This window comes from Salipiger abyssi, assembly GCF_017311415.1.
Classification (GTDB): Bacteria; Pseudomonadota; Alphaproteobacteria; order Rhodobacterales; family Rhodobacteraceae; genus Salipiger; species Salipiger abyssi_A.
In genome coordinates this window covers 1-21,436 of record NZ_JAEKIS010000031.1, presented here as the reverse complement: position 1 = coordinate 21,436, position 21,436 = coordinate 1, and the positions used below count along the sequence as shown (strand labels likewise).

The following is a 21,436-nucleotide window of genomic DNA, read 5'->3' as shown; positions in this document are numbered from 1 at the left end:
CTTTCTTGCGGGAATCCCAATCGGCCTCGCATTGCTGCAATGCAGAAATATCATGGCCCGGCTATTGTGCGGTCGCAGCATGACCACTATGTTTCGAATGTGATCGGTTCTCTCCTCCTCCCTGAGCCGATCAAAGCTAATCGGCGGCATCCACCTCCTCCCGGATGCCGCCTTTTTCTTTTTCAAAGCTCTTCCTGAAGGTTGTCCGGGTGCGTACGGTCGCCGATCGGTCGACGACGGACCCGTTTCCGATGCGCAGGCCGCAAACTGCCCAAGACTTAGGCGAGCTGGTAATGCGTCAAGCTGACAAGGGCTCCCGCGACAGCGCCCACAGACCCATCCCCAGATTCTGGGGAAAACTTTCCGCCGCTGGGGCGGAGATCAGCACTCCCATGAAAGAGCGAGAGGCAGGGCGGGAGGGGTGACCCCTCCCGGGTGAGAGAGTGCGCGCGGGTCTCGGGGCCAACCCTCAACCCCGGAGATTGCCTATGAACGCTCACCCCCATTCCGTCCCCCTTGCGCCCGAGGCCGAGCCCCTTGCCCTACCGGATGCCTCGGGCTTCGCCCAAAACCTGATCCAGGCTGCAAGAACCCTCGTGCCCTTGTTCGAGGCGGGCAGGTCCATCGACGCCGCTGCCCTGCGCGCCGCCATGGAAGAGCCTTTCGGCGCCAGCGACACCAGCGGCGCCTGGGTCTGGAAGGACGCCTATGAAGCCGCCGAGATCGCGCAGATCCTGATGCTTTCGCGCTACGGCGCATTGATGCAGCGCCAGGCTGCTTCACCGCAGGCCTTCCTCACCATGATCGAACGGCTGGCCAGTCTGGCCCCGTCCCACACACGACGTTCTGAGGACAGCGTCCGGCTGCAACAATTCTCAACCCCCCTGCCCCTCGCGGCTATTGTCGCCCAGGCTGCGGGGTTACGCGTCGACGATATGGTGCTTGAACCTTCGGCCGGCACCGGCATGCTGGCGGTCTTCGCCCGGATTGCGGGCGCGCGGCTGGCGCTGAATGAACTCGCGAAAACCCGCCGCGCCCTTCTGGGAGACCTGTTCCCTGCTGCAGTCGTCTCGGATCACGATGCCGCCTCTATCGATGACCGGCTGGATCGGTCGATCACGCCCTCGGTCATCATAATGAACCCGCCCTTCTCCGCTGCCAACCATGTCGAAGGTCGGTTCCGGCTGGCCACCAGCCAGAATGTCCTGTCCGCCCTGGCGCGGCTCGCGCCGGGCGGACGTCTTGTCGTCATCACTGGCGAAAGCTTCCGCCCCACGACGAAATCCTTCCAACCGACGTTTCAGCGGATCGCTGCCAGTGCCGATGTGGTGTTTTCCGCCGCGATCGACGGCAAGGTCTTTGCGCGCCATGGCACTACGATCGACACGCGCCTAACGGTGATCGATCAACGTGTGGCCGATGAAGGCGATAATGCACCTATCGACATCGAGACCACCTATCATCCGATCTGCGCGACCACGGCCGATCTCCTCGCGTCAGTTCTGACCTACTGCCCTGAGCGCCGCAGCCCCCCGCCCTGCCCCACCAGCACGACGCTGGCGGTTTCGGCGCGGCCGACCCGCAGCAACCTGCATGCCCTGCGCAACGCCGCCCGCCAGGAAACCCGCGCCCTCGCCGAAGAACGCGCGAAACATCCCTTTGACGACATCGAGACAGCGCCGCTCGACTACCTGCCGAAAGCCTGGAGCGAACCCGAGGGCACGCTACAGGACACGGTCTACGAGGCCTATGACCTGCAAGCGATCCGGATAGCCGGCGCGGCGGTGCATCCGACCGCACTTGTCCAATCCGCCGCCATGGCCTCGGTCCCGCCGCCCGTGCCAACCTATCGTCCCATCCTGCCGAAGAGCGTTGTGGCGGACGGCCTTCTCTCCGCGCCGCAGCTCGAAAGCGTGATCTACGCGGGCAATGCCCACGAGACGCATCTCAAGGGTTGGTTCAAGCGCGGAGAGATCGAAGGCCAGTTGATGGCAACGTCTGAGGGTGCAGCAGGAGCCTTTCGCCTGCGCAAGGGCTGGTTCCTTGGTGATGGCACGGGCTGTGGCAAGGGGCGGCAGGTCGCGGGCATCATCCTCGACAATTGGCTGCAAGGCCGCCGCCGTGCGGTCTGGGTCTCGAAGAGCGACAAGCTCATCGAAGATGCGCGACGCGACTGGATGGCGCTCGGGGGGCGCGAAAGCGATATCGTACCCCTCTCGAAATTCCGTCAGGGCGGCGACATCTGCCTGCCCGAAGGCATCCTTTTTGTCACCTATGCCACGCTGCGCTCGGCCGAACGCGAGGGCAAGGCCTCCCGCCTCAACCAGGTGACGTCATGGCTCGGCAAAGGGTTCGACGGGGTCATCGCCTTCGACGAAAGCCACGCCATGGCGAACGCCGCCGGCGAAAAGTCCGACCGCGGCGACAAGAAGGCCTCGCAGCAGGGTCTTGCTGGCCTCGCGCTGCAAAACGCCGTGCCCGATGCCCGTGTGCTCTACGTCTCGGCCACCGGCGCGACGGTGGTCGGCAATCTCGCCTATGCCTCCCGACTTGGTCTCTGGGGCACCGGCGATTTTCCCTTCGTGACACGGGCTGAGTTCGTCGCCGCGATGGAGGCTGGCGGTATTGCCGCCATGGAGATGATCTCGCGCGACCTGAAAGCGCTCGGGCTCTATCTGGCGCGATCCCTCTCCTATGCCGGGGTCGAATACGAGATGCTGGTCCATGAGCTGACGCCCGCCCAAATCGCGATCTACGACAGCTACGCCGACGCTTATCAGATCATTCACAATAACCTTGAGGCCGCCCTTCAGGCCTCGGGTATTTCCTCCGAGACCGGCACCTTGAACGCCCAGGCGAAATCCGCCGCGCGCTCGGCTTTCGAGAGCAACAAGCAGCGCTTCTTCAACCATCTCATCACCGCCATGAAATGCCCCTCGCTCATCCGCGCCATCGAAGCGGATCTGGCGGCGGGTCATTCGGCGGTGATCCAGGTGGTCTCGACCAGTGAGGCGGTGATGGAACGGCGCCTCGAGGAGATCCCACCCTCGGAGTGGGACGACCTGCAGGTCGATTTTACGCCGCGCGAGAACATCATGGACTACCTAGTGCGCAGCTTCCCGACGCAGCTCTTTGAGCCTTACACTGACGAGAATGGTGATCTGCGGTCTCGCCCCGCCCTCGATGGCGATGGCAATCCGATCATCTGCCGTGAGGCGGAGCGGCGGCGCGACGATCTGGTCGAGCATCTGGGTGCCCTCGCCCCGGTGCAGGGCGCGCTCGATCAAATCCTATGGCATTTCGGTGGGGAGGCTGTCGCCGAGGTCACCGGACGCAAGCGCCGCATCGTGAAGACGCGTGAAGGACGGCTCAAGGTCGAGAACCGCCCCGCCTCCTCCAACCTCGGCGAAACCCAGGCCTTCATGGATGATGCCAAACGCATCCTGATCTTCTCCGATGCCGGTGGCACCGGACGCAGCTATCACGCCGATCTTGGGGCCAAGAACCAGCGCCTCCGGGTGCACTACCTGCTGGAGCCAGGCTGGAAGGCCGATAACGCGATCCAAGGGCTCGGGCGCACCAACCGCACCAACCAGGCGCAACCGCCGCTCTTCCGCCCCGTCGCGACAGACGTGAAGGGTGAGAAGCGGTTTCTTTCCACCATCGCCCGCCGTCTCGACACGCTCGGTGCCATCACCAAGGGGCAACGCGAGACCGGCGGGCAGAACATGTTTCGCGCCGAGGACAACCTTGAAAGCCCCTATGCACGGGCGGCGCTGCGGCAGTTCTTCTACAAGCTGCGCGCGGGCAAGATCGAGGCCTGTTCTTACGCGGAGTTTCAGGAGATGACCGGGCTGACGCTCGATGAGGCGGATGGCACAATGAAAGAAAACCTGCCGCCGATCCAGCAATTCCTGAACCGCTGTCTGGCACTCCGCATCGGCATGCAGGACGCGATTTTCGAGGCTTTCGGCGGGTTCCTCTCGGCCATAATTGAAGACGCGCGCCAGGCGGGCACGCTCGACGTGGGCCTCGAGACCCTGCGCGCCGAAAAGTTCGTGATCGTAGATCGCAAGGTCATCTTCGAGCATGAGGCGACGGGGGCGACGGCCACCGCCCTGACCGTTGAGCGCACGGATCGCAACGACCCGCTGACCTTGCCCCGCGTAAAAGCGATCTGCGCCGATACAAATGGTGCGACACTGTGCTGGAACACCTCCTCCAAACGCGCGGCGCTGATGGTGAAGGCACCCGCCTTCATGGACGAGGACGGTGTGCCGATCCTGCGGGTGAAGCTATTGCGGCCCATGGCGACCGAAATCCTCGCGCTGACCGAGTTTTCGAAGTCGCACTGGGAAGAGATCGATGATGCGATGTTCGAACAGCTTTGGCAGGCCGAGGTTGAGGCGGTGCCGGAGTTTACAACATCCAAGATCACGCTGATCTGTGGGTTGCTTCTGCCGATCTGGGATCGGCTGCCCGCCGACAACATGCGCATCTATCGGTTGCAGGCGGAGGATGGAGAACGCGCCATTGGCCGTCTGGTCAGTCAGGAGCAGCTTCTGAACGTCTACGCGCGGCTCGGGCTCGATTGTCAGATAGAGATGGCGCCGCAAGAGGTCTTCGCAGCGGTCATGGACGCGAAGACGACCCTCAGCCTGCTCGGCGGCTACCAGTTGCGCCGGTCGCTGGTCATGGGGCAGCCGCGGCTCGAGCTCATCGGTGCGTCGGGAGCGGCCTTGCCCGCGCTGAAAGCGATGGGCTGTTTCACCGAAGTGATCCAGTGGAAGACGCGGGTGTTCATCCCGGTGGATGGCACCGAGGTGCTGGCACGGGTCCTTGTCGATCATCCAGTTGGCGCCAGCGCCTCGGATGTCGCCGCATGAGCGTGCGGCGCAGCATCGCAGACCTCTCGGCCGATCTGGCTGATCGGGCCGAGAGTTTCTGCCGCTGGTATTTTCCCGAGGGGCGCAAGCAGGGCAATTATTGGCAGGTTGGCGATACCTCGGGGGCCAAAGGTCAGAGCCTCGCCATCCGGCTCCACGCGCATGGTGGGCGCAAGGCTGGGTCCTGGACCGATTACGCGACGGGGCAATATGGCGATCTGATCGACCTGCTGCAGGAACGGCTTGGGTCGGTCACGCTGAAGGAAACGCTCAGGGAGGCCCGGTCTTTCCTCGGCGACGCCCCCTGCCCTGCCGTGCAGCGAGACACCCAAACCCGTGACCAAACAGATGCCGCCTCGAGCAAACGCGTCGCGCGGGCGCGCAAACTCTTTGCCGCTGGCAAGCCGGTGCTTGGCACCCTGGCCGCCACCTATCTGCAAGGCCGCGGGATCACACGGCTGGGCCCGGCCCTCCGCTTTTACCCAAGGGTCTTCCTGCGGCAGGGCGAGGACGACGCCGATCTACCGCAAAAGGCCCCTGCCCTGCTGGCGAAGATTACGGACAATCGGGGTCAGATCACCGGATGCGCAAGGGTCTATCTCGACCCGTCCACCGGTGGTTTGGCCGAGATCGAGAGCCCGAAGCGGATCCTCGGACAGCTGCACGGCCATGCCATCCGTTTCTGGTCCGGCACGGTCCGCTCCGATCTCATCGTCGGCGAAGGGCTCGAGAATACCCTCTCGGTTGGCACGGCTCTCCCCGAGTTCGATCTCGCCTCCTGTCTCACCGCCAGCCATCTCGGCCTCTTCATTCCGCCGCCGGGGATCAAGCGCATCTGGATCGCGCGGGACAATGACGAAGTTGGACGTAATGCATCAATGAGACTTCGTAACCAACTGGACTCGCTTGGAATTATCTGCGGCGAACTCGGGTCGGCCATCGGGGATTTCAACGACGATCTGCGGGCATTTGGCAGAGATGCGCTGCGCCGGTCCCTGCTAGGGGCCATGAAAGCACAAGGTCTGGAGATCGAGGACGGGTGACCGCCAACCTCCCCAGGGATGTCCGACAGGGCAAAGGGTCCGCCGGTTCGATCTGATCCCGTTTGGATTTCTGGAGCGATGGACCAGCGGGTCGGGGCTGAGTGCCCCTCGCCCGGGCAGCAATGCGCCCCGCACCAGAAAATTCCCCTGTCCCTTCGGGCCATTCCTCGCGGGACCAATTTTCCGGCCCGCGGCGCATTCTCCGCTGCGCTCCGATCCTGACGGATGCGGCCCGGTCGCCGCCGGTCCTGGTATCGCCCCATCCAAATCGGGTCAGTTCAAACAGAGGAACCAGACAATGCCCCATCAGACAGACATCCAAGAGGAAACCGGCGTAACCTCCGCCATCCTCGACCATCTCGCACTTCACGGCGCAACGCCTGGGCCCGGCGAGACCGATCATCGCCCCCTGCCCCAGCCTGACGAGGTCGAGCTCGCCATGGCGACGCTCTTTGACACCACCATCGGCCTCCTCACCGGCAGCCAGTTGGAAGACAATCTCGAAGAAATGCTCTGGTCGCTCACCTCGATCTTCCATCGTCGGCTCACCCATATCCAGAAACTTCTCGACGACAATGAATTCGAGGTCCGGGAAAGTCTGGCCATCCAGGACGGCTCCGAGGTCGCGTCGGTCGAGCTCGAGCGCCTACAGATGATCGGGCTGAAGCTCTGGGACCATCGCGACGCTTTCGAGCAGATGCGAGATCTGGCCGTGGACCACTTCTCGGCCGCCACCGGCTCGCCCTGGCTGCCCCGCACCGGGTCAAAGGTCTCGCATCGTGGCCTCACCTCCGCCGTGGTGGACAGCAGGGCCTATCTTTCGGCCAAGCGCCGCAAGGAGACCGAGGTGCACTGCCCCGAAGGCACGCGGATTGCTTTCACGGGCGGGGACTATCAGGCTTACGATCTGATCTGGTCCGTCCTAGACGCCACGCACGCCAAATACCCGGACATGGTGCTGCTTCACGGCGGCACCCCCAAGGGTGCCGAGATGATCGCGGCCCGCTGGGCAGATACCCGTGGCGTCACCCAAGTGGTCTTCAAGCCCGACTGGAAAAGCCACGGCAAGGCCGCCCCTTTCAAGCGCAACGACAAGATGCTCGAGACCATGCCACAGGGTCTGATCGCCACCCCCGGTTCGGGCATCACCGAGAACATCGTCGACAAGGCCCGCAAGCTCGGGATTCGCATCAAGAGGATCGGGGCTTAGGCCCCGGTTCTACCATGACATCAGTCAGAGCGCCCTGTGCGGTTCGCTCTATGAGTTCGCAGAGGTGCGCAGTTCTGCGTGATTTGGTCTGTCAGACTGCTGAGTGTGTGGGTGGGTATTCCTAGCTGGTCGCTGTCGCGGGACTTCCAAAAGCCTCCTGACGCTCACGTCGTCCGGCCGTCAGTGGGATATTCGCCGAAAGGCACCCTATGTCGGCTAGGAAACTGACGAGTCCGATGATCGTCTTGAACTCGCGCAATTTGAAGACGCTGCGGCTTGTGACGAGCATCTTCGCATCCTGGCCATCTTTCGCCACCGCGTGCACGACCCAGGAGCCATACCAACTGTTATGGCGTTTCTCGGCAGTCTGGTTGCAGATTACCTCGATGAGGTAGCCATCTGAGAGCAGATCGCGCAGGCCATCCTCGGTGACCACGTTCGGTGTTGCTCCGTCCAACTGCTTATCCTCTTCACTTATGCCGACACCTATCGGGATTGGAACGGGCGCGATCTTCTACCTGATCTTCCGAGTCGCATGCGTCGTTGCTCAGTTTCGCGATGCCATACGGGACATCCTCGAAGTTCGCAACGCAGCCGGGATTGAAGTCGTCGGGAAGAGATGCGCATGTCTTCGTCCTGGCATTTCATCTTCTCCAGCCTGTCAGAACACTTTCTGCTTGAGGTCCCGGGTGACTCGACCGAGGAACTGAAAAAGGGCCGGTGTCGCCTTGCGACGGGTCGCGGTATGTATCGAAAGATCAGGTGTGACTGTGCAAGGGACGCTTCGGCATTCTTGGCTGTCGGCTGTTCACTCACCTTCCGTCGCGGCCACCGCACTTCTCCCTTTGTCTGAGTTGCATGACATGCTGGTCGCAGCTGTCGTCCCGTCCACAAAGGTTGCCGCCGATCTTTTCCCCTGCCCCTGCGGGTCATTCCTCGCGAGGCAAAAAGACCGGCGCCTGCCCCTCTCCGCTGCGCTCCGCCTTCGGTGTGGCCGGGCCTTGGCCAGCTGCAAGGTGACCATCATTGCAACGCAAACAAGGAGAAGAGCAATGACCACGAACTGCATCAAATTCACCAGCGCCGACATCGAAACCGCCAAGGGCACAGGCTCCATCTCGACCCTGACCTTCGACCTCGACATCTCGGTCGAACCCGTCGCGAGCACGAATCCGATGGCCCCCACGCACCGCGTCCTCGGCCGCTCCCCGCGCGGCAAGCTGGTCGAGTGCGGCGGCATCTGGAAGAAGCAGAACAAGGAGACCGGCGCCGATTACTACACGCTGACCATCCGCGACCACGGCTTCAACGCCAACCTCGGCAAGGCCGCGAACCAGGACGATCTGTCTCTGCAGGCGGTCATCCCTTGGGGTCCCAAAGACGCAGCCTAAGCCAAGGGCCAGACCGCTCCGGCGGTCTGGCTGCACCAGGCTTCGAGGTTTTTGCACGCGTGCAAAATCACCTCGACGGCTCAGGTTGCTGTCTGTATTTTCAATCGGTGTAGCCCATATTGTGCGCCGGAAATCCTGTAGGCGTACAATATCTGTACATTTCCTCAAAAACCGTGCTATTTACAACTCGGAGCGATTCCGTGAGAGAGTCGAAATGAGAGCGGTGCAATGGGCGGCAGTATAGAACAGTTCCTTCAAGAGCTCGAGCGGGGCCTTGGCCGGACCATGGTCTCGGTCAACAAGGAGTTGACGATGCGCGAGCGCATCAAACGCTCTTGGTCGATGCGCCAATGTGCTCGCTTCCTGAACATTAGCCATCAGCATCTGACGAAGTTCGCTAAGGACAATGAGGATTTTCCTGCCGGCAAGCATGTAGGGCGCGAGCGTGTTTTCACCCTGACGGAGCTGATGCACATCCGGGCTTTGATGGCTGCCTCAGCAAAGCGGCCTGAGCATTTTCTTGCTTGGCGCAAACCCGACGATCGTTTGCCCGTTATTTCGTTTGCAAGTCAGAAAGGTGGCACTGCGAAGTCGCTTAGTGCTGCGCACTTCGCTCAGTACCTGAGTCTGCACTACGGCATGCGAGTCGGCGTCATGGACGCTGACCCCCAGAGCACGATCACGCTCTATTTTGTCGGCGGCGAAGAAATGCCAACTTTGCCAGATGACGAAACTCCGACGATGGTTGATTTCGCGGGGCTGTTTCAGACCGACGAATCCATCCCCTACACTGACTATGATGCGGAGACGCTTGACGGGTTTTTCAAGAAAACGTCCTGGCCGGGCGTGCGGCTAGTACCTGCGCATGGCGAAACCTCAGAAGGTGAAATTCAGATCGCGAGGTTGTTGCGAGCGGGCACCCCGGAAAAGCGGTTCTACAGGTTCCTAAGAGACTCCATAGATCGTTGGAAAGAGGGGAACCCACCGGTCACCCGTCCGAATGAACTGGTGAGCAACGGTAGGGTCGACCAAGCGAAGCTTGAAAGTGCCCTCAACGAGACCTTGGACTGCATCATTATCGACTATCAGCCTGCGCTGACACTGTTCCAGCTGAACAATGTGATGGCGTCTACTTCGTTGATTATCCCGCAGACGATGAAGGGGTTCGACATTGCGACCTTGTCCACCTTTGTGACTGGTCTCCTCACCATGCTGCGCCACATTTTCGCGACGGATCGGATCGATATGGGCGGTGCGGCGCATATGCTGTTGCCCACGATCGTGCAGAGAACAAATGAGCAAGATCTCACACAGGTCGGCAACCTGCTCGAAAACTGTCCAGATGAGGTGCTGCCGGTATTCTATCTTCGCTCTGATGCTATTTCGAACGCGTCGGACGTTTATCAATCCGTCTACGAGTACGACCCAGATACGCCAGGCAAGCGAAAAGGCATCAACAGGTTCATCGAGAATGCTGACGCAGTGAATGACGCCATCGTCTCACGCCTCTGGCCTGGCCTTGAGCGTGGCTATGCCGAGGATTGGATGCAGAACTTCTACAATTTCGAGGAGGAAGCCGAATGAAGCGAACACTGAGCAGCTCGGTCCTCAAGAAAAAGCCCACGCGCCCAGATGAGGATGTGTCTGCGGCTCCTGGATCTGGTGCAAGCGATCAGGTTCACGAAGACCAAGCGAAACTGGTTGGTGGGGTTAAGCCAAGACTGGGCGGCTCTGGAAGTGCTTGGAAGGCCGGAGCGCTTTCAGACGCCAGCCAGGTACTTCACGTTGAGCGCGCACAGGTCGTGGAGCGCATTCTCGCGGGTCGACACGAGTTGCAGATTGATCCGTCTCAGATCGTGGACGTGATTGGATCGGACCGGCGTGAAGATTGGCGCGACCAAGAGGCATTTGAGAAGCTCAAAGAGAGTATCGAGAAGAATGGTCAAGATACGCCCATTCATGTTCGGCCAGCGGATCCTGATTGGCGACCGGATGAACGTGAGCCCGAGAACGTAGAAGGCGTGACATTCCAGTTGATCGTGGGTCGGCGACGCCATGCGATCCTTGAAGCTTTGGGATTGCCTGTCCGCGCCATTCTGGTTCCACAATCCCTTCGGGGTTCCCGTGAAGAGCAGTTCGAGATGCTATTCATGCGCTTCCGGGAGAATGAGGAACGTGAAAACCTCAGCGCTTTCGAGCGCCTGGTTTCGATAGGCGAGATGTTTGAGCGGCTACAAGATGCCAAACCGGACGAGAAGATAACTGCAACCGAGTTCGCCAAGCGTGTGGGTGTCCATAACAGCGCGGTATCACGTGGTCGCGCTGTCTATGCCGCTAGAGCTGAGATTTTGCACGCGTGCAAAGACGTCTACGATCTCAGCCACCGTGACCTCGAAAAGGTTCTTGGTGACCTGACTGAGAAGCAGTCCAAGCCTGCAAAAAAGAAATCGCAAAGCCCAAAGAAACTCACGATACAGCGAAAGATCGGTTCGCGGAAATTGAGTGTTACAGGGCAGGGCGGGAAGCTCTCGGTCGCTGCCACGGGGTTAACATTGGATGAGGACATTCTCAGAGGTTTGAGTGATGTCATCGCTGAGTATTTGGAGAAACACGGATCGAAGTAAGAGGCAGGAGCCGCGGAGACGGTGGTCTTCGATCCAAACGAGGTAAGAAACAGGAGCGGATATGCTTTGAGATAACGGCAAAAGAAAAGCCCCCAAGCTGAGGGCCTGAGAGCTTATCAAGATTAGTTTGGTCGCTATCACGATAGTTCTCCGGCGAATCACTGTCAACAGCAACGCTCCTGAGCGAACGGGATTCTTTTGCCCTCCATGAAGCAGAGGAGGCGAGAACTATCCATGAAACATACAGGTTGGCGCAAGCCGACACCGGGTCTTGGCATTGCAGAGCAGCTTGCCCAAGCCGGTGAACAGGTAGCTATACCCAAAACACGGGCGTTCGTCGCCGTGAAGCGGGTAGGGGCCTACATTGGCCTCAAGGCCGGAGACATGATGCTCCTCGACACGCTCGGGGCCTTTACGCAGGCCCAAGACTGGGAGGAGGGGCAGCGCCCGATCGTCTGGGCGTCAAACGCCTATTTGATGGAGCAGACGGGGTTCTCGCTCTCCGCGCTCAAACGCCATGCCCGGCGTCTGGCCGAGATCGGCGTGATTTCCTTCCAGGACAGCCCGAACGGCAAGCGGTGGGGCCGCAGGGACGCCGAGGGGCGCATCGTCGAGGCCTACGGCTTCGATCTGTCGCCTCTGTCGGCGCGCGTCGAGGAGTTCGAGGAGCTCCATGCCGAATTGCAGGCCGAACGCGAGCACTGCCAGCGCCTGAAGCGCCAGATCACGGTGGCACGCCGAATGATCCGTGCAAGGATTGAGGCCGCCATCAGCAGCGCGCTGCGCGGGCCCTGGACGCAATTCACGGGTCTCTTCGAGGAGCTTCTGGACCGGCTGCCGCGTCGCCATGAAGCGTCTGAGCAGCTTGCACGGCTGCTGGGCTGGTTCAAGGAACTGCAGGAGCGTGTTGAGGCCGCCTATCTCAAGGCAACAGAGGCTTCCCAGCCTGTGGAAAAAACGTCTGAAACCAAAGAACAAGCTTCCGAGAAGACTCAAGAAATGAACCCCAGGGAGGTCATTTCTGACCCTCATATACTAATTACAAACCAACTTGATCCTGTAACTCGTAATTCCTCAGAAAATGAGGAAGTCGCGGCCGTGGTGCCCAATGCTCAGCCCGAAGATTGGGTTGATAAGGAGCTGGAAGAATGGGTTGCCGAGGTGCGCAAGAAGCGTGCGGCGCTGGATTTGCCCACAGTGATGCAGGCCTGTCCCGAATTCGCGTCTTGGGCCCGCAATATGGGCGGGTTCCTGAAGGATTGGGGCGATCTTCATCGGGTTGCAGGCCAACTCAGGCCAATGATCGGGGTGTCCGAGCATGCCTGGAACGTGGCGCAGGACCGCTTGGGCAAACAGGTGGCGACAGCGGCGCTGGCGCTTGTCTTCGAGAAGCATTGCGCGGGCGAAGTGTCCTCGCCGGGCGGCTACCTGCGCGGCATGGTCGAGAAGGCCGGGGCAGGCGAGCTGCATCTCGAGCGCAGCTTCTATGGCAGGCTCAGCGGGCAGGCAGCGTGATGGGGCAGAGGGTCAGAGACCGGCGGCTTTGGTCAGGTTCACGCGGAACCGGTCTCGACGGCGCTGGTAGCGACGAGTCATCTCTGCGGAGGCGTGCCCGAGCTGCTTCTGGACGTAGCGTTCGTCGACTTCTGCCGAACTCGCCAGACCGGCACGCAGCGAATGACCTGAGAACAGTGCCAGGCGCTCTTTCTCGGGCAACTCGGATCGGATGCCGGCATCCAGAACCGTGCGCTTGATCAGTCGGGCCACATGCTTGTCGTTGAGCCGTGTATCGAGGGCGCGCTTGCCATCGCGCGAGGTCCCTACAAAGACAGGGCCGAAGTCGATCTTCGCAAAGTGCAGCCATTGCTCGAGAGCATGCACGGGGCAGGTCTGATCCTTGGAGCCGCGGCCGATCTCGACTTCACGCCAACCGGTCTTGGCGTTGAGGGTCAGGAGGGCGCCTTTCTCGAAGATCTCGATCCAGCCGCCGGACTCCGGCGTATCGTCCTGGTGAACATCAAGGCTGACGATTTCTGAGCGACGCAAGCCTCCGGCGTATCCAAGGAGAAGGATTGCCCGATCCCGTAGCCCGCGCAGGTCGAAAGGAAGGGTGGCCACCATCGCGAGGATGTCCTCGGCCAGGATGGCTTCCTTCTGAACCGGCGGTCGCGCGTGCTTGCGCTTGACGCCCGCCAGCACTGTCGCGATGTGTCGGTTCTTGCGATCGAGGGAAAAGCCGCGCTGCGCGTAGTTCCAGGCGAGACCCGGCAGGCGGCGGTCGATAGTGCTGACCGACAGGGGTCGGGACGCCGACTGCGAAGGGGAGGGGCCAGACCCAGACGCCAGATCGGCGAGGTAAAGCCCGATCATCTCAGGGGAGGGGGGCAACGGCTCCGCGCCCTTCATTCGGCACCAGCGCGCGAAGTTCGCCCAATCCTTCAAATAGGCCTTCAGCGTGTTCTCGGACGCAGCGGCGCGTGCGTAGTCGCGGGCCGTATCGACCAGCCGATCGAGGGTGCCGGACCCGGCGACAAAGGAAGGCAGGCTCAAGGCCTCGCCGTCAGGGCGATCTCTCTCGTCGTCCTTGTTGACCGAAGACTCGATTGGCGGCTCTGAGCTCGATTTCTCGGTGTTTTTTGACATGCCGCAGAGCATATTCTTTTACGTCCGATAATGCAAACTTATTGGACTTAGCGTGGAGCCGCAGGGTGGGGCGGTTTGCACATCATATTGTGGACGAAAGCGCCGCCACGGGATAGTCTTGTGGCATGACATACCAGCCCGCCAAGATCTCCAACGACCTGAGCACCCTACCGCAGCTGCCGGGCTGGGTCACCTCCGGACGTGCGGAAACCCTTGAAACTGTGGCCTTTCGATCGGGGGCGGCGCTGACGGTGCTCGATCAACTGATCAGCGATCCCAGGCATGGCGTGCCGCTGAAACTACTGGCCAACCGACTGGCGCTGAGTGCCGCAGTGGCGACCTCGAAACTGGAAGGACGGCTGGTGCGGGAAGTCGATATCCGCGATGCCTACCATCTGACGCCGCCGGGCGAGGCGCGCGGTCCCGATGGCGATCTGCTGGCCTTCTGGCGCGAGGCGGTGCGGCTTCGGCTGAATGGACCCGGCGAGATCGCAGACCTGATCGGGCCCGACCGCGCGGAGGATGTGGCCGGTTGGTTGGACGCCGGGCAAGATCGGGCCCGGACTCATGGGCCTCTGGCGGGATGCGTGGCCGTCCTGCGTGCCGTTTTGGAGACCGATGACCGAGGAGAGCGGGTCGCTTGCTTGCTGTCCGATGTCGTCCTGGCGCGGGCCCTGAACTGGAAGGTGGTGTTACCGGTTACGGCGCAGCGGCTGACGAAGGCCGCATTGCGCGACCTGACAGCAGAAGGGCAAAGGGCCGAGCTGGCAGTCCAGGCGCGGATCCTCGAGTCCATCGAGGCTGTGATCCGGCTGGCGCGGGATCTCGCCCGCCGCGCCGAGGCACTTCGCACCGTCGCGCCGAAGCTCCGGGCGAAGGGATCGGATGCCGCGGTCGAGCTGTTCCTGACCGAGGATGCGGTGTTGCCTGCGTGGATGCTGTCGCCGCGTATCCGCGGAACAACGATCCCCATGACCGATCGCGCCGCGCGGCGGTTCTGCGATCGATTGGTCGAACTGGGCGTGGCACGGGAGCTAACCGGACGGCCGACCTTCCGGCTCTATGGGATCGCGCCATGACGACCGCGACCCGGAAACGGAAACCGGTGGACGAGGGAGGCGCCGGCTTTGACCGGGAGCTCGATGATCTGCCGCAAGAGTTGCGCTGGCGCGAATGGATGGGGCGGGTCGAAGCGGTGCTGTTCGCCAGTGCCTCGCCGGTTGGCCGCGACGATCTCGCGCGCGTGGTGGGGCAGGGGGCCTCGGTCGAGATGCTGATCGAAGACATCCAGGCCGAGTTGACCGGCCGTCCCTACGAACTGGTTCAGGTCGCCGGCGGCTGGATGTTTCGCACCAGGACGCAGTTTGCAGATGCCATCAAGGCGGCTGCCGATATTGGCGACCAGACGCTCGCCTTCACCGAGATGGAGATGGGGGTGCTCTGCGCCATCGCCTATCATCAGCCGATCGACCGCGCCGGCTTGGCCGACATTTTCGGCAAGGAGGTCAGCCGCGATCTTCTGGCCCGGCTGCGGTACAAGGATCTAATCGCCAGCGGGCCGCGGTCGCCGCGTCCTGGGGCGCCGCATACTTTTGTCACAACCGAGACGTTTATGGTGACGTTCGATCTGCAGAGCCTGCGGGATCTGCCGGAATTGGAGCTGGTTCAACACCCAGCCTAATCGGCTTCGCTCAAGCAAACTGCCATGTCCTACATGTTGTAGTCTGCGCCTTACGAAACGCTGATTGAAGTGCTATCTCTGTCATATGGAAGGTACGGGTCATTGGCGTGAACAAGAAGATTACTGCCAGTCAGCGAATTGGCGAAATCGGGGAGAAGGCGGCAAATCTTCAATTCTTGCGAATTGGGTTCCAATTCGATGGGCGGTCACGTCTGGAAGCGGGTATCGACGGCATCGCTGAGGTGATGGACGATGATCAACCGACAGCGAAGATGATTGCCGTGCAGGTTAAGGCTACCGAGAGCGGCAGCTATTCTGGAGAGACTGATGCCGGGTTCTCCTATCGTGTCCGCGCTTCGGACTTTGATTATTGGCGCGGCTCCAACCTACCCGTAATTCTCGTTCTCTACAGGCAATCGGATGACACGTTCTTTTGGAAGTCGCTCGAAAACCTCGTTGGCGAGGCCGAACGCACATTGCAGTTCGACAAAGAGCGCGACGTCTTGGACGGACGTGCGAAGGATCGCCTCGCTGCCCTGACTGTCGCCAAGCAAGGACACGGCTACTATGTCCCGCCACTTGGGGGAGGGGAGGAAGCGATCATCAACATGGTGCCATTGCAGCTTCCTGAGGAAATCTTCGTCGCACAGACTCAGCTCTCCACCCAGAAGGCGCTCGCCCGGATGAACAAGGTCCGGGAAGACCAGCGGTACGATTGGATGATCGATGAAACCTCGCTTTGGACATTCTGCGACCCACTAACCACACCCGTTCGCGACTTGGTCGAACGGGATCAGGTCGAACGGATCGAAACCGACTTTCTGGCGCAACACGACGCCGTAGATCAGCAGCACAAATTTGCGGGCCTGTTGCGACATACTCTGGCGCATGACTTTCGGGACTTGCTTGGGTGGGACCGAAAGAAAAAACAGTTCTACTTCTTGCCAACACCTGGAAGCGTCGCGCGCAAGTTCCGCTATCTTGGCGCGAAGCAGAAGACGCAGGCCGACGTTGTCAGCGTCTATCAGAAGTCAAAGGGGGAGGGGCCCGTCGACTATGTACGGCACCATTCATTCCACCCTCGGTTCGAGCGCTTGGCGGATAAATGGTACCTGATCGTCAACCCATCCTACTACTTCACTTCAGATGGAGAACGCGCGCTCAACTATCCGGATGCCTTGTTGTCCGGCAAGAAACGCCTCGACACGAACAGCACAGTTCGAGGCCAGGTGATCATGTGGCATCGATTGCTATCGGGTATGGATTTTGAAGATGCCGGCGAACTGCTGACGCCCGACACCAAGACGGATCGCATCATCAAGTTCGGTCTTCCGCCTTCCGTCGAACTGCCAAAGAGCGTGCCCGAGGATGTGTGGGGCGCGAAGGCGCAGAAGTCGAAGAAGCCACCCCACTCCGATGAACAAGGCAGCTTCGACCTATGAGCGACTTCAAGACCAAAATCTTCCCGGAGCCCGAACTGGAGTTTGGCGACCAACACCATCATCCTGATCCGCGATTAGGGTTGCTACAGGCGGGCCCACTGCAAACGAACCTGGGGGACACCATCAAAGTCGGCGTTGTTGGCAGCGCTCTTACCGTCGAAAAATCAGGCGAATTTCTGGATGCGATCAAAGATGGGTTCGAGGGGAAGACCGAAAAGCACCCGAACCTGCACCCGGACTTTCCCGGGTTGAGAAATCAGAACCCCTATCGGTGCCGGTTCGAAATGGTGGCTGCCGACGTCGGTCTGCTGACGAAAGGTCAGATCGAGAAGATTGCCAAGGAACCGAGCGATGCGCGTGCTGTGGAGATGGCGGTCGATGCAGTTATGGAGCAACTGGAAAAGCTTGAGGCGCATCATGAACGGCCAGACGTGGTCATGGTTTCGCTCCCTGTCAAGCTGATCGAACGAGTCTGGAGGAACGAGCAGGCGCGCGATGACGAGGTCGTAGAGGACAAAGCGGCCGAGGCGAAAGCTGGTAAGGAAACCTCTCCGAACTTCCGCGGTTTGCTCAAGGCCAGAGCGATGAATCTCAGATTCTCAATTCAGATTGTCTGGGAGGATGTCATCAACCCCGATGCCAAGATCCCTCGCAAGATCAAGGAGAACTCTGACCGCCAAACCCAAGATCGAGCTGATCTCGCATGGAACCTTATGACAACGCTCTACTACAAGGGCAGCGGCAAGGTGCCCTGGCGCAGATTGCCGGAAGAAGGCGAGTTCACCGCCTGTTACATTGGCATCAGCTTCTTCAAGGATGCCGAAACCGACGAGATATGGACCAGTGCTGCGCAAATGTTCGACGAGCGGGGCAGAGGGTTCATTCTTAGAGGCGGTCCTGCGCAGTCAGAGTCGCGGGGTCGCCACCCGTTCCTCACTATCGATGAGGCTCACAAGCTCACCGAGAGTGCCTTGGCCGCCTACAAGTCGGTCCATAGAACGATGCCGGCACGCGTGATCGTCATGAAGACGTCGCGCTTTCGCGAGGACGAGGCCGAGGGTGTTGGTAAGGCGCTCGACGAGGCAGGTGTGGAACTGCGCGATCTCGTTTGGATTCATGAGAGCTATTCAGTCAAGGTGCTGCGCGACGGCGACTTCCCTGTCCTCCGCGGCACCTTCGTTGAACTGGACGGCAATGGGCTGCTCTATACCAACGGCAGCATTCCCTACTATGGGACCTATCCTGGCCTCTATGTCCCGAATCCCCTGTTGCTCTGTCCGCACCCGCAAAGCGAGAGCACGATCGAACAGATTGCGAAGGAAGTTTTCAGCCTCACGAAGGTGAACTGGAACTCGACCCAGATGAACCAACGCTTGCCGATTCCGATCCGAGCAGCGCGTAAGGTCGGTGACGTGTTGAAATACGTTCCCTCGGGGCAAAAGGTCAGCAGTGACTATCGGAAGTACATTTAGAAGTTGCACACCGAGCACGCCGTCGGCTCCATGGATGCTGTTAAGAGCATCTGATCGTCGTTCCTCGAAGCTCCCGAGTTTCCAGCGGATCTTTTTTCGGCAAGTGACTTCTCTGGCGTTTGATATATAAAAGCACATCATGCGCATGCCTTGATGTAGAACTCCACATCAATCTTGAAGTCTCCTTCAGTGAGTGATATGTTTATGCATATCATAAATGGTAGAGGAAGCAGCAAGATAGATCATGGGTTACGCAACGGAGCACATTGCAGAGTCGCTCAAAGCCGCGCGGGAACGCAAGGGGCTCTCTCAGCGCGCGCTTAGTGCGAAGGCGGGGGTTCCACAGAGCCACATCTCCAAGATCGAGAACGGGGCGGTCGATCTGCGTCTGTCCAGCCTGGTCGAGCTTGCACGTGTACTTGATCTGGAATTGACTCTGGTCCCGCGCAAGAAGCTGCCTGCCGTTCGGGCGATCATTCGCGGTGATGATGATGGTCACCGTGACGTTCAGAGCGCGCGTAAGGCAACGAACCTATTGCAGCGCCTTGATGACCAGATAGCAGCGCTTCCCAGTGAAACGCTCTCTGAGATTGTCGTTCAGGAGTTGCAGCGCCGGGCGCGCGAATTGATGCACTTCAAGCTTTCAGCCGATGATCTTGTTCAGTTGCAAGAAGCCTCTGCTGCCATGCAGGAGTTCCTGAGCGATCCGCGCAACTTGGAAGCGGTCGAGCAGGCGCAGAGGCAGTTGCGCATGTTGCGCAACGCACTCGCCCATGGCGCGGGTGTATCTGCACCATCCTTGCCGCGTCCGGCCTATCGTCTGGACGGTGACGATCGTGGCTGATGTCAGTGTCCTTGAAGTCCTGCTCTACGGAGAGCCGATAGGTACTCTGACGCGGGTTAGCGGTGATACCTCGCTCTTTGCTTTCTCTGAAGGCTATGTCGCCGATACGGGCAGGCCGGTTCTGAGCCTCGGCTTCAAGAATGAGCTTGGGGAACTGACAACTGACTTCGGTACGCAGAACATGCACCTGCTGCCCTTCTTCTCAAATCTTCTGCCCGAAGGTCACATGCGGGACTATCTCGCCGAGCGCGCGGGCGTGAAGCCCGTCCGTGAATTTTTCCTGCTCTGGGTTCTCGGCGAGGACCTTCCCGGTGCGGTCACTGTTCGGCCCGCCGATGGTGAGGCGTGGCCCCCCGACGCTGATGATGGTGAAGATCATCACGATGATCATCGAGATCAGGCGCTGAGGTTCTCGCTGGCAGGCGTTCAGTTGAAGTTCTCGGCTTTGGGAGACAAACAAGGCGGTCTTGCGATTCCGGCCAAGGGGGTCGGCGGCTCCTGGATCGTCAAGTTACCAGCGCAAGGCTTCGATGCTGTCCCAGAGAATGAATTCTCGATGATGACGCTCGCGCGTCTCTGCGGCATGGACGTTCCGCCTATCAGGTTGATCGATGTTGCCGAGATCGGCAATTTGCCAGAAGGCATGGACAAGGTCAGCGGTCAGGCGCTGGCTGTCGAAAGATTTGACCGTCTGAGTGATGGCAGTGCCGTCCACATTGAAGACTTCGCGCAGGTCTTTCGCGTTTATCCCAAGGACAAGTACGAGAAGGCAAGCCAGCGCAACATCGCACAGGTACTGGCCGCTGAATGCGGAGAGGCCGACATCGCCGAGTTTATCCGGCGGCTGACTTTCAATGTGCTGATCGGCAATGCCGACATGCACCTCAAGAACTGGTCGCTGATCTATCCGGATCGAAGGCAGGCGGCGCTCGCGCCGTGCTACGATTTTGTCTCGACTATTGCCTACATAGACGACGACAAGGCGGCGCTCACCTTTAGCCGCACCAAGAAGTTCTCTGGGTTCTCGAAGGACGAGCTGTCGCACCTGGCTGCAAACGCCGGTCTATCCGAGAAGCTGGTTCTGGGAACCGCACGCGAGACTGTCGCGCGCTTCCATGAGCACTGGCAGGCCGAAAAGGGAAACCTGCCGCTGACCGCGGATGCGATCAAGGCGATTGAAGCCCATTTGCACACAGTGCCGATAGCGTAGGGGATTGGCAGAATGGCAGAGAGTTTTTCGAACCGGCACGGCCACCGCAGCGCAGACGCGGAGATTACCGTTCACGAGGACGCGCCCGAAAACCTGCGCTATGCGATCCCGCTGATTGGGCAGGACATCGGCATGAGCCCGTCCGCCATGCGCCGGATCATCTGTCAGGTGTTGCTCATTCCGCCTGACCGAAACAACTGGTCGGAGCACCCTAACATCTAAGAAGAGGTCGTCGGGCTTGTTGCCGACTGTCCTTGGTACAAGGTCTATGACATTGCTGAAGCGTTCCATAAGGCACTCGCGCAAGGGTTCAACGACAATGCAAGCAGGTTCGATGACCGGCTGAACCAGTTCATTGTCGAAAATGGCATCGGCTGGCATATGTACGACGGCCAGATAGTCTATCGCGGTTCCGAAGTATTTACCGGCGCGACACAGGAGGCGGTCGAAATCGTCGAACAAACCGGGCGCAGTGCCGCCGCACGCGAGATCCACGAAGCGCTGCGCCGTATTTCTCGGCGGCCGGAACCGGATGTGACCGGGGCAATCCAGCATGCCTGCGCCGCGATGGAAGCGACCGCGCGGGATCTGGCCGGCGATTCCAAAGCAACATTCGGCCAGCTTGTAAAGCGATTGGACCTTCCAAAACCTCTTGATACCGCAGCCGAGAAACTGTGGGGCTATGCGTCCAATAATGCTCGTCACGGGTTGGAAGGACAGCAGGTTGATACGCCAGAGGCCGAGCTGGTTGTCAGTGTATGTGAACAAGCATGCAAAATTGACCCCGTGGCGGGGGTGATCGGCATCCAAAAATGACCCCCTCACACTGATGGTGATGATGCTCCCGAGATCATCGGGGAGCACAGTGTGGGATGTTGGTCGTGGAGACGATTTCGAAGATCCGTCGGGCCTTTTTCCAAGAGAAGAAGAAGATCAAGGAGATCTGCCGCGAGTTCCGTGTCTCGCGGAACACCGTGCGCAAGGTGATCC

16 protein-coding genes and 1 pseudogene are annotated in these 21,436 nt (G+C 60.2%); 15 read left to right on the top strand and 2 right to left on the bottom strand.

All coding sequences use genetic code 11. From position 1 onward, the window contains the following. Window positions 1-488: 488 nt before the first annotated feature. From I6N89_RS23560 to I6N89_RS23550, 3 genes are all read left to right on the top strand, one after another. Window positions 489-4,886 carry a strawberry notch-like NTP hydrolase domain-containing protein gene (locus I6N89_RS23560; RefSeq protein ID WP_207020760.1) on the top strand — a complete coding sequence of 1,466 codons (4,398 nt, stop codon included), beginning with the start codon at window positions 489-491 and terminating at the stop codon, window positions 4,884-4,886. Next, window positions 4,883-5,929 (top strand): DUF7146 domain-containing protein, encoded by a 1,047-nt coding sequence (locus I6N89_RS23555; protein WP_207020759.1) that lies wholly within the window; start codon window positions 4,883-4,885, stop codon window positions 5,927-5,929. Before I6N89_RS23560 ends, I6N89_RS23555 begins: the two co-directional genes overlap by 4 nt. A gap of 298 nt (window positions 5,930-6,227) precedes the next feature. Next, window positions 6,228-7,139, top strand: coding sequence for a DUF2493 domain-containing protein (locus tag I6N89_RS23550; protein ID WP_207020758.1), 912 nt, complete (start codon window positions 6,228-6,230; stop codon window positions 7,137-7,139). A gap of 121 nt (window positions 7,140-7,260) precedes the next feature. Here the strand turns inward: I6N89_RS23550 and I6N89_RS23545 are convergent, their stop codons facing one another. Then, window positions 7,261-7,596, bottom strand: coding sequence for a hypothetical protein (locus I6N89_RS23545; RefSeq protein ID WP_207020757.1), 336 nt, complete (start codon window positions 7,594-7,596; stop codon window positions 7,261-7,263). A 595-nt stretch (window positions 7,597-8,191) separates the two neighbouring features. Between I6N89_RS23545 and I6N89_RS23540 the strand changes: the two genes are divergently transcribed. The 4 genes from I6N89_RS23540 to repC all read left to right on the top strand — a co-directional run bounded on the left by I6N89_RS23540 (window position 8,192) and on the right by repC (window position 12,669). Then, complete coding sequence (locus I6N89_RS23540) at window positions 8,192-8,530, top strand: DUF736 domain-containing protein (protein ID WP_207020756.1); 339 nt, start codon at window positions 8,192-8,194, stop codon at window positions 8,528-8,530. Between the two features lie 228 nt (window positions 8,531-8,758). Beyond that, a complete protein-coding gene (locus I6N89_RS23535; protein ID WP_207020755.1) occupies window positions 8,759-10,114 on the top strand; it encodes a ParA family protein in 1,356 nt (451 codons plus the stop codon). Beyond that, the gene (locus I6N89_RS23530; RefSeq protein WP_207020754.1) at window positions 10,111-11,154 is read left to right on the top strand and encodes a ParB N-terminal domain-containing protein; all 1,044 of its coding nucleotides are present in this window, start codon (window positions 10,111-10,113) and stop codon (window positions 11,152-11,154) included. Before I6N89_RS23535 ends, I6N89_RS23530 begins: the two co-directional genes overlap by 4 nt. Before the next feature lie 234 nt (window positions 11,155-11,388). Continuing rightward, complete coding sequence (gene repC, locus I6N89_RS23525) at window positions 11,389-12,669, top strand: plasmid replication protein RepC (protein ID WP_207020753.1); 1,281 nt, start codon at window positions 11,389-11,391, stop codon at window positions 12,667-12,669. Between the two features lie 12 nt (window positions 12,670-12,681). Here repC and I6N89_RS23520 read toward each other — a convergent pair whose 3' ends face one another. Further along, window positions 12,682-13,797: a tyrosine-type recombinase/integrase gene (locus tag I6N89_RS23520; RefSeq protein ID WP_207020752.1), complete on the bottom strand. Its 1,116-nt coding sequence runs from the start codon at window positions 13,795-13,797 to the stop codon at window positions 12,682-12,684. Between the two features lie 125 nt (window positions 13,798-13,922). Between I6N89_RS23520 and I6N89_RS23515 the strand changes: the two genes are divergently transcribed. The 8 genes and pseudogenes from I6N89_RS23515 to I6N89_RS23480 all read left to right on the top strand — a co-directional run. Further along, the gene (locus tag I6N89_RS23515) at window positions 13,923-14,876 is read left to right on the top strand and encodes a DUF1403 family protein (RefSeq protein WP_142494389.1); all 954 of its coding nucleotides are present in this window, start codon (window positions 13,923-13,925) and stop codon (window positions 14,874-14,876) included. Further along, a complete protein-coding gene (gene scpB / locus I6N89_RS23510) occupies window positions 14,873-15,478 on the top strand; it encodes an SMC-Scp complex subunit ScpB (RefSeq protein WP_142494390.1) in 606 nt (201 codons plus the stop codon). Before I6N89_RS23515 ends, scpB begins: the two co-directional genes overlap by 4 nt. A gap of 107 nt (window positions 15,479-15,585) precedes the next feature. Beyond that, window positions 15,586-16,920, top strand: a complete 1,335-nt coding sequence (locus I6N89_RS23505; RefSeq protein WP_142494391.1) for a DUF4365 domain-containing protein — start codon at window positions 15,586-15,588, stop codon at window positions 16,918-16,920. After that, the gene (locus tag I6N89_RS23500) at window positions 16,917-18,392 is read left to right on the top strand and encodes an argonaute/piwi family protein (protein WP_142494392.1); all 1,476 of its coding nucleotides are present in this window, start codon (window positions 16,917-16,919) and stop codon (window positions 18,390-18,392) included. Before I6N89_RS23505 ends, I6N89_RS23500 begins: the two co-directional genes overlap by 4 nt. Window positions 18,393-18,636: 244 nt before the next feature. Continuing rightward, window positions 18,637-19,236, top strand: a complete 600-nt coding sequence (locus tag I6N89_RS23495; RefSeq protein WP_207020751.1) for a helix-turn-helix domain-containing protein — start codon at window positions 18,637-18,639, stop codon at window positions 19,234-19,236. Continuing rightward, complete coding sequence (locus I6N89_RS23490; protein WP_419247637.1) at window positions 19,226-20,446, top strand: type II toxin-antitoxin system HipA family toxin; 1,221 nt, start codon at window positions 19,226-19,228, stop codon at window positions 20,444-20,446. The genes I6N89_RS23495 and I6N89_RS23490 overlap by 11 nt, the downstream gene beginning before the upstream one ends. 12 nt (window positions 20,447-20,458) lie before the next feature. After that, on the top strand, window positions 20,459-20,668 hold the full coding sequence (locus I6N89_RS23485) for a hypothetical protein (RefSeq protein ID WP_207020749.1): 210 nt from the start codon (window positions 20,459-20,461) through the stop codon (window positions 20,666-20,668). Between the two features lie 24 nt (window positions 20,669-20,692). Next, a pseudogene (locus tag I6N89_RS23480) lies at window positions 20,693-21,262 on the top strand (AbiJ-NTD4 domain-containing protein); the annotation flags it as partial. Window positions 21,263-21,436 lie beyond the last annotated feature (174 nt).

Excerpts from the sequence above, each read along its gene's own strand:
- scpB (WP_142494390.1), top strand. The coding sequence starts at position 14,873 with ATGACGACCGCGACCCGGAAACGGAAACCGGTGGACGAGGGAGGCGCC.
- I6N89_RS23550 (WP_207020758.1), top strand. The coding sequence starts at position 6,228 with ATGCCCCATCAGACAGACATCCAAGAGGAAACCGGCGTAACCTCCGCC.
- I6N89_RS23555 (WP_207020759.1), top strand. The coding sequence starts at position 4,883 with ATGAGCGTGCGGCGCAGCATCGCAGACCTCTCGGCCGATCTGGCTGAT.
- I6N89_RS23560 (WP_207020760.1), top strand. The coding sequence starts at position 489 with ATGAACGCTCACCCCCATTCCGTCCCCCTTGCGCCCGAGGCCGAGCCC.
- I6N89_RS23485 (WP_207020749.1), top strand. The coding sequence starts at position 20,459 with ATGGCAGAGAGTTTTTCGAACCGGCACGGCCACCGCAGCGCAGACGCG.
- repC (WP_207020753.1), top strand. The coding sequence starts at position 11,389 with ATGAAACATACAGGTTGGCGCAAGCCGACACCGGGTCTTGGCATTGCA.
- I6N89_RS23515 (WP_142494389.1), top strand. The coding sequence starts at position 13,923 with ATGACATACCAGCCCGCCAAGATCTCCAACGACCTGAGCACCCTACCG.
- I6N89_RS23535 (WP_207020755.1), top strand. The coding sequence starts at position 8,759 with ATGGGCGGCAGTATAGAACAGTTCCTTCAAGAGCTCGAGCGGGGCCTT.
- I6N89_RS23495 (WP_207020751.1), top strand. The coding sequence starts at position 18,637 with ATGGGTTACGCAACGGAGCACATTGCAGAGTCGCTCAAAGCCGCGCGG.
- I6N89_RS23530 (WP_207020754.1), top strand. The coding sequence starts at position 10,111 with ATGAAGCGAACACTGAGCAGCTCGGTCCTCAAGAAAAAGCCCACGCGC.
- I6N89_RS23500 (WP_142494392.1), top strand. The coding sequence starts at position 16,917 with ATGAGCGACTTCAAGACCAAAATCTTCCCGGAGCCCGAACTGGAGTTT.
- I6N89_RS23540 (WP_207020756.1), top strand. The coding sequence starts at position 8,192 with ATGACCACGAACTGCATCAAATTCACCAGCGCCGACATCGAAACCGCC.
- I6N89_RS23520 (WP_207020752.1), bottom strand. The coding sequence starts at position 13,797 with ATGTCAAAAAACACCGAGAAATCGAGCTCAGAGCCGCCAATCGAGTCT.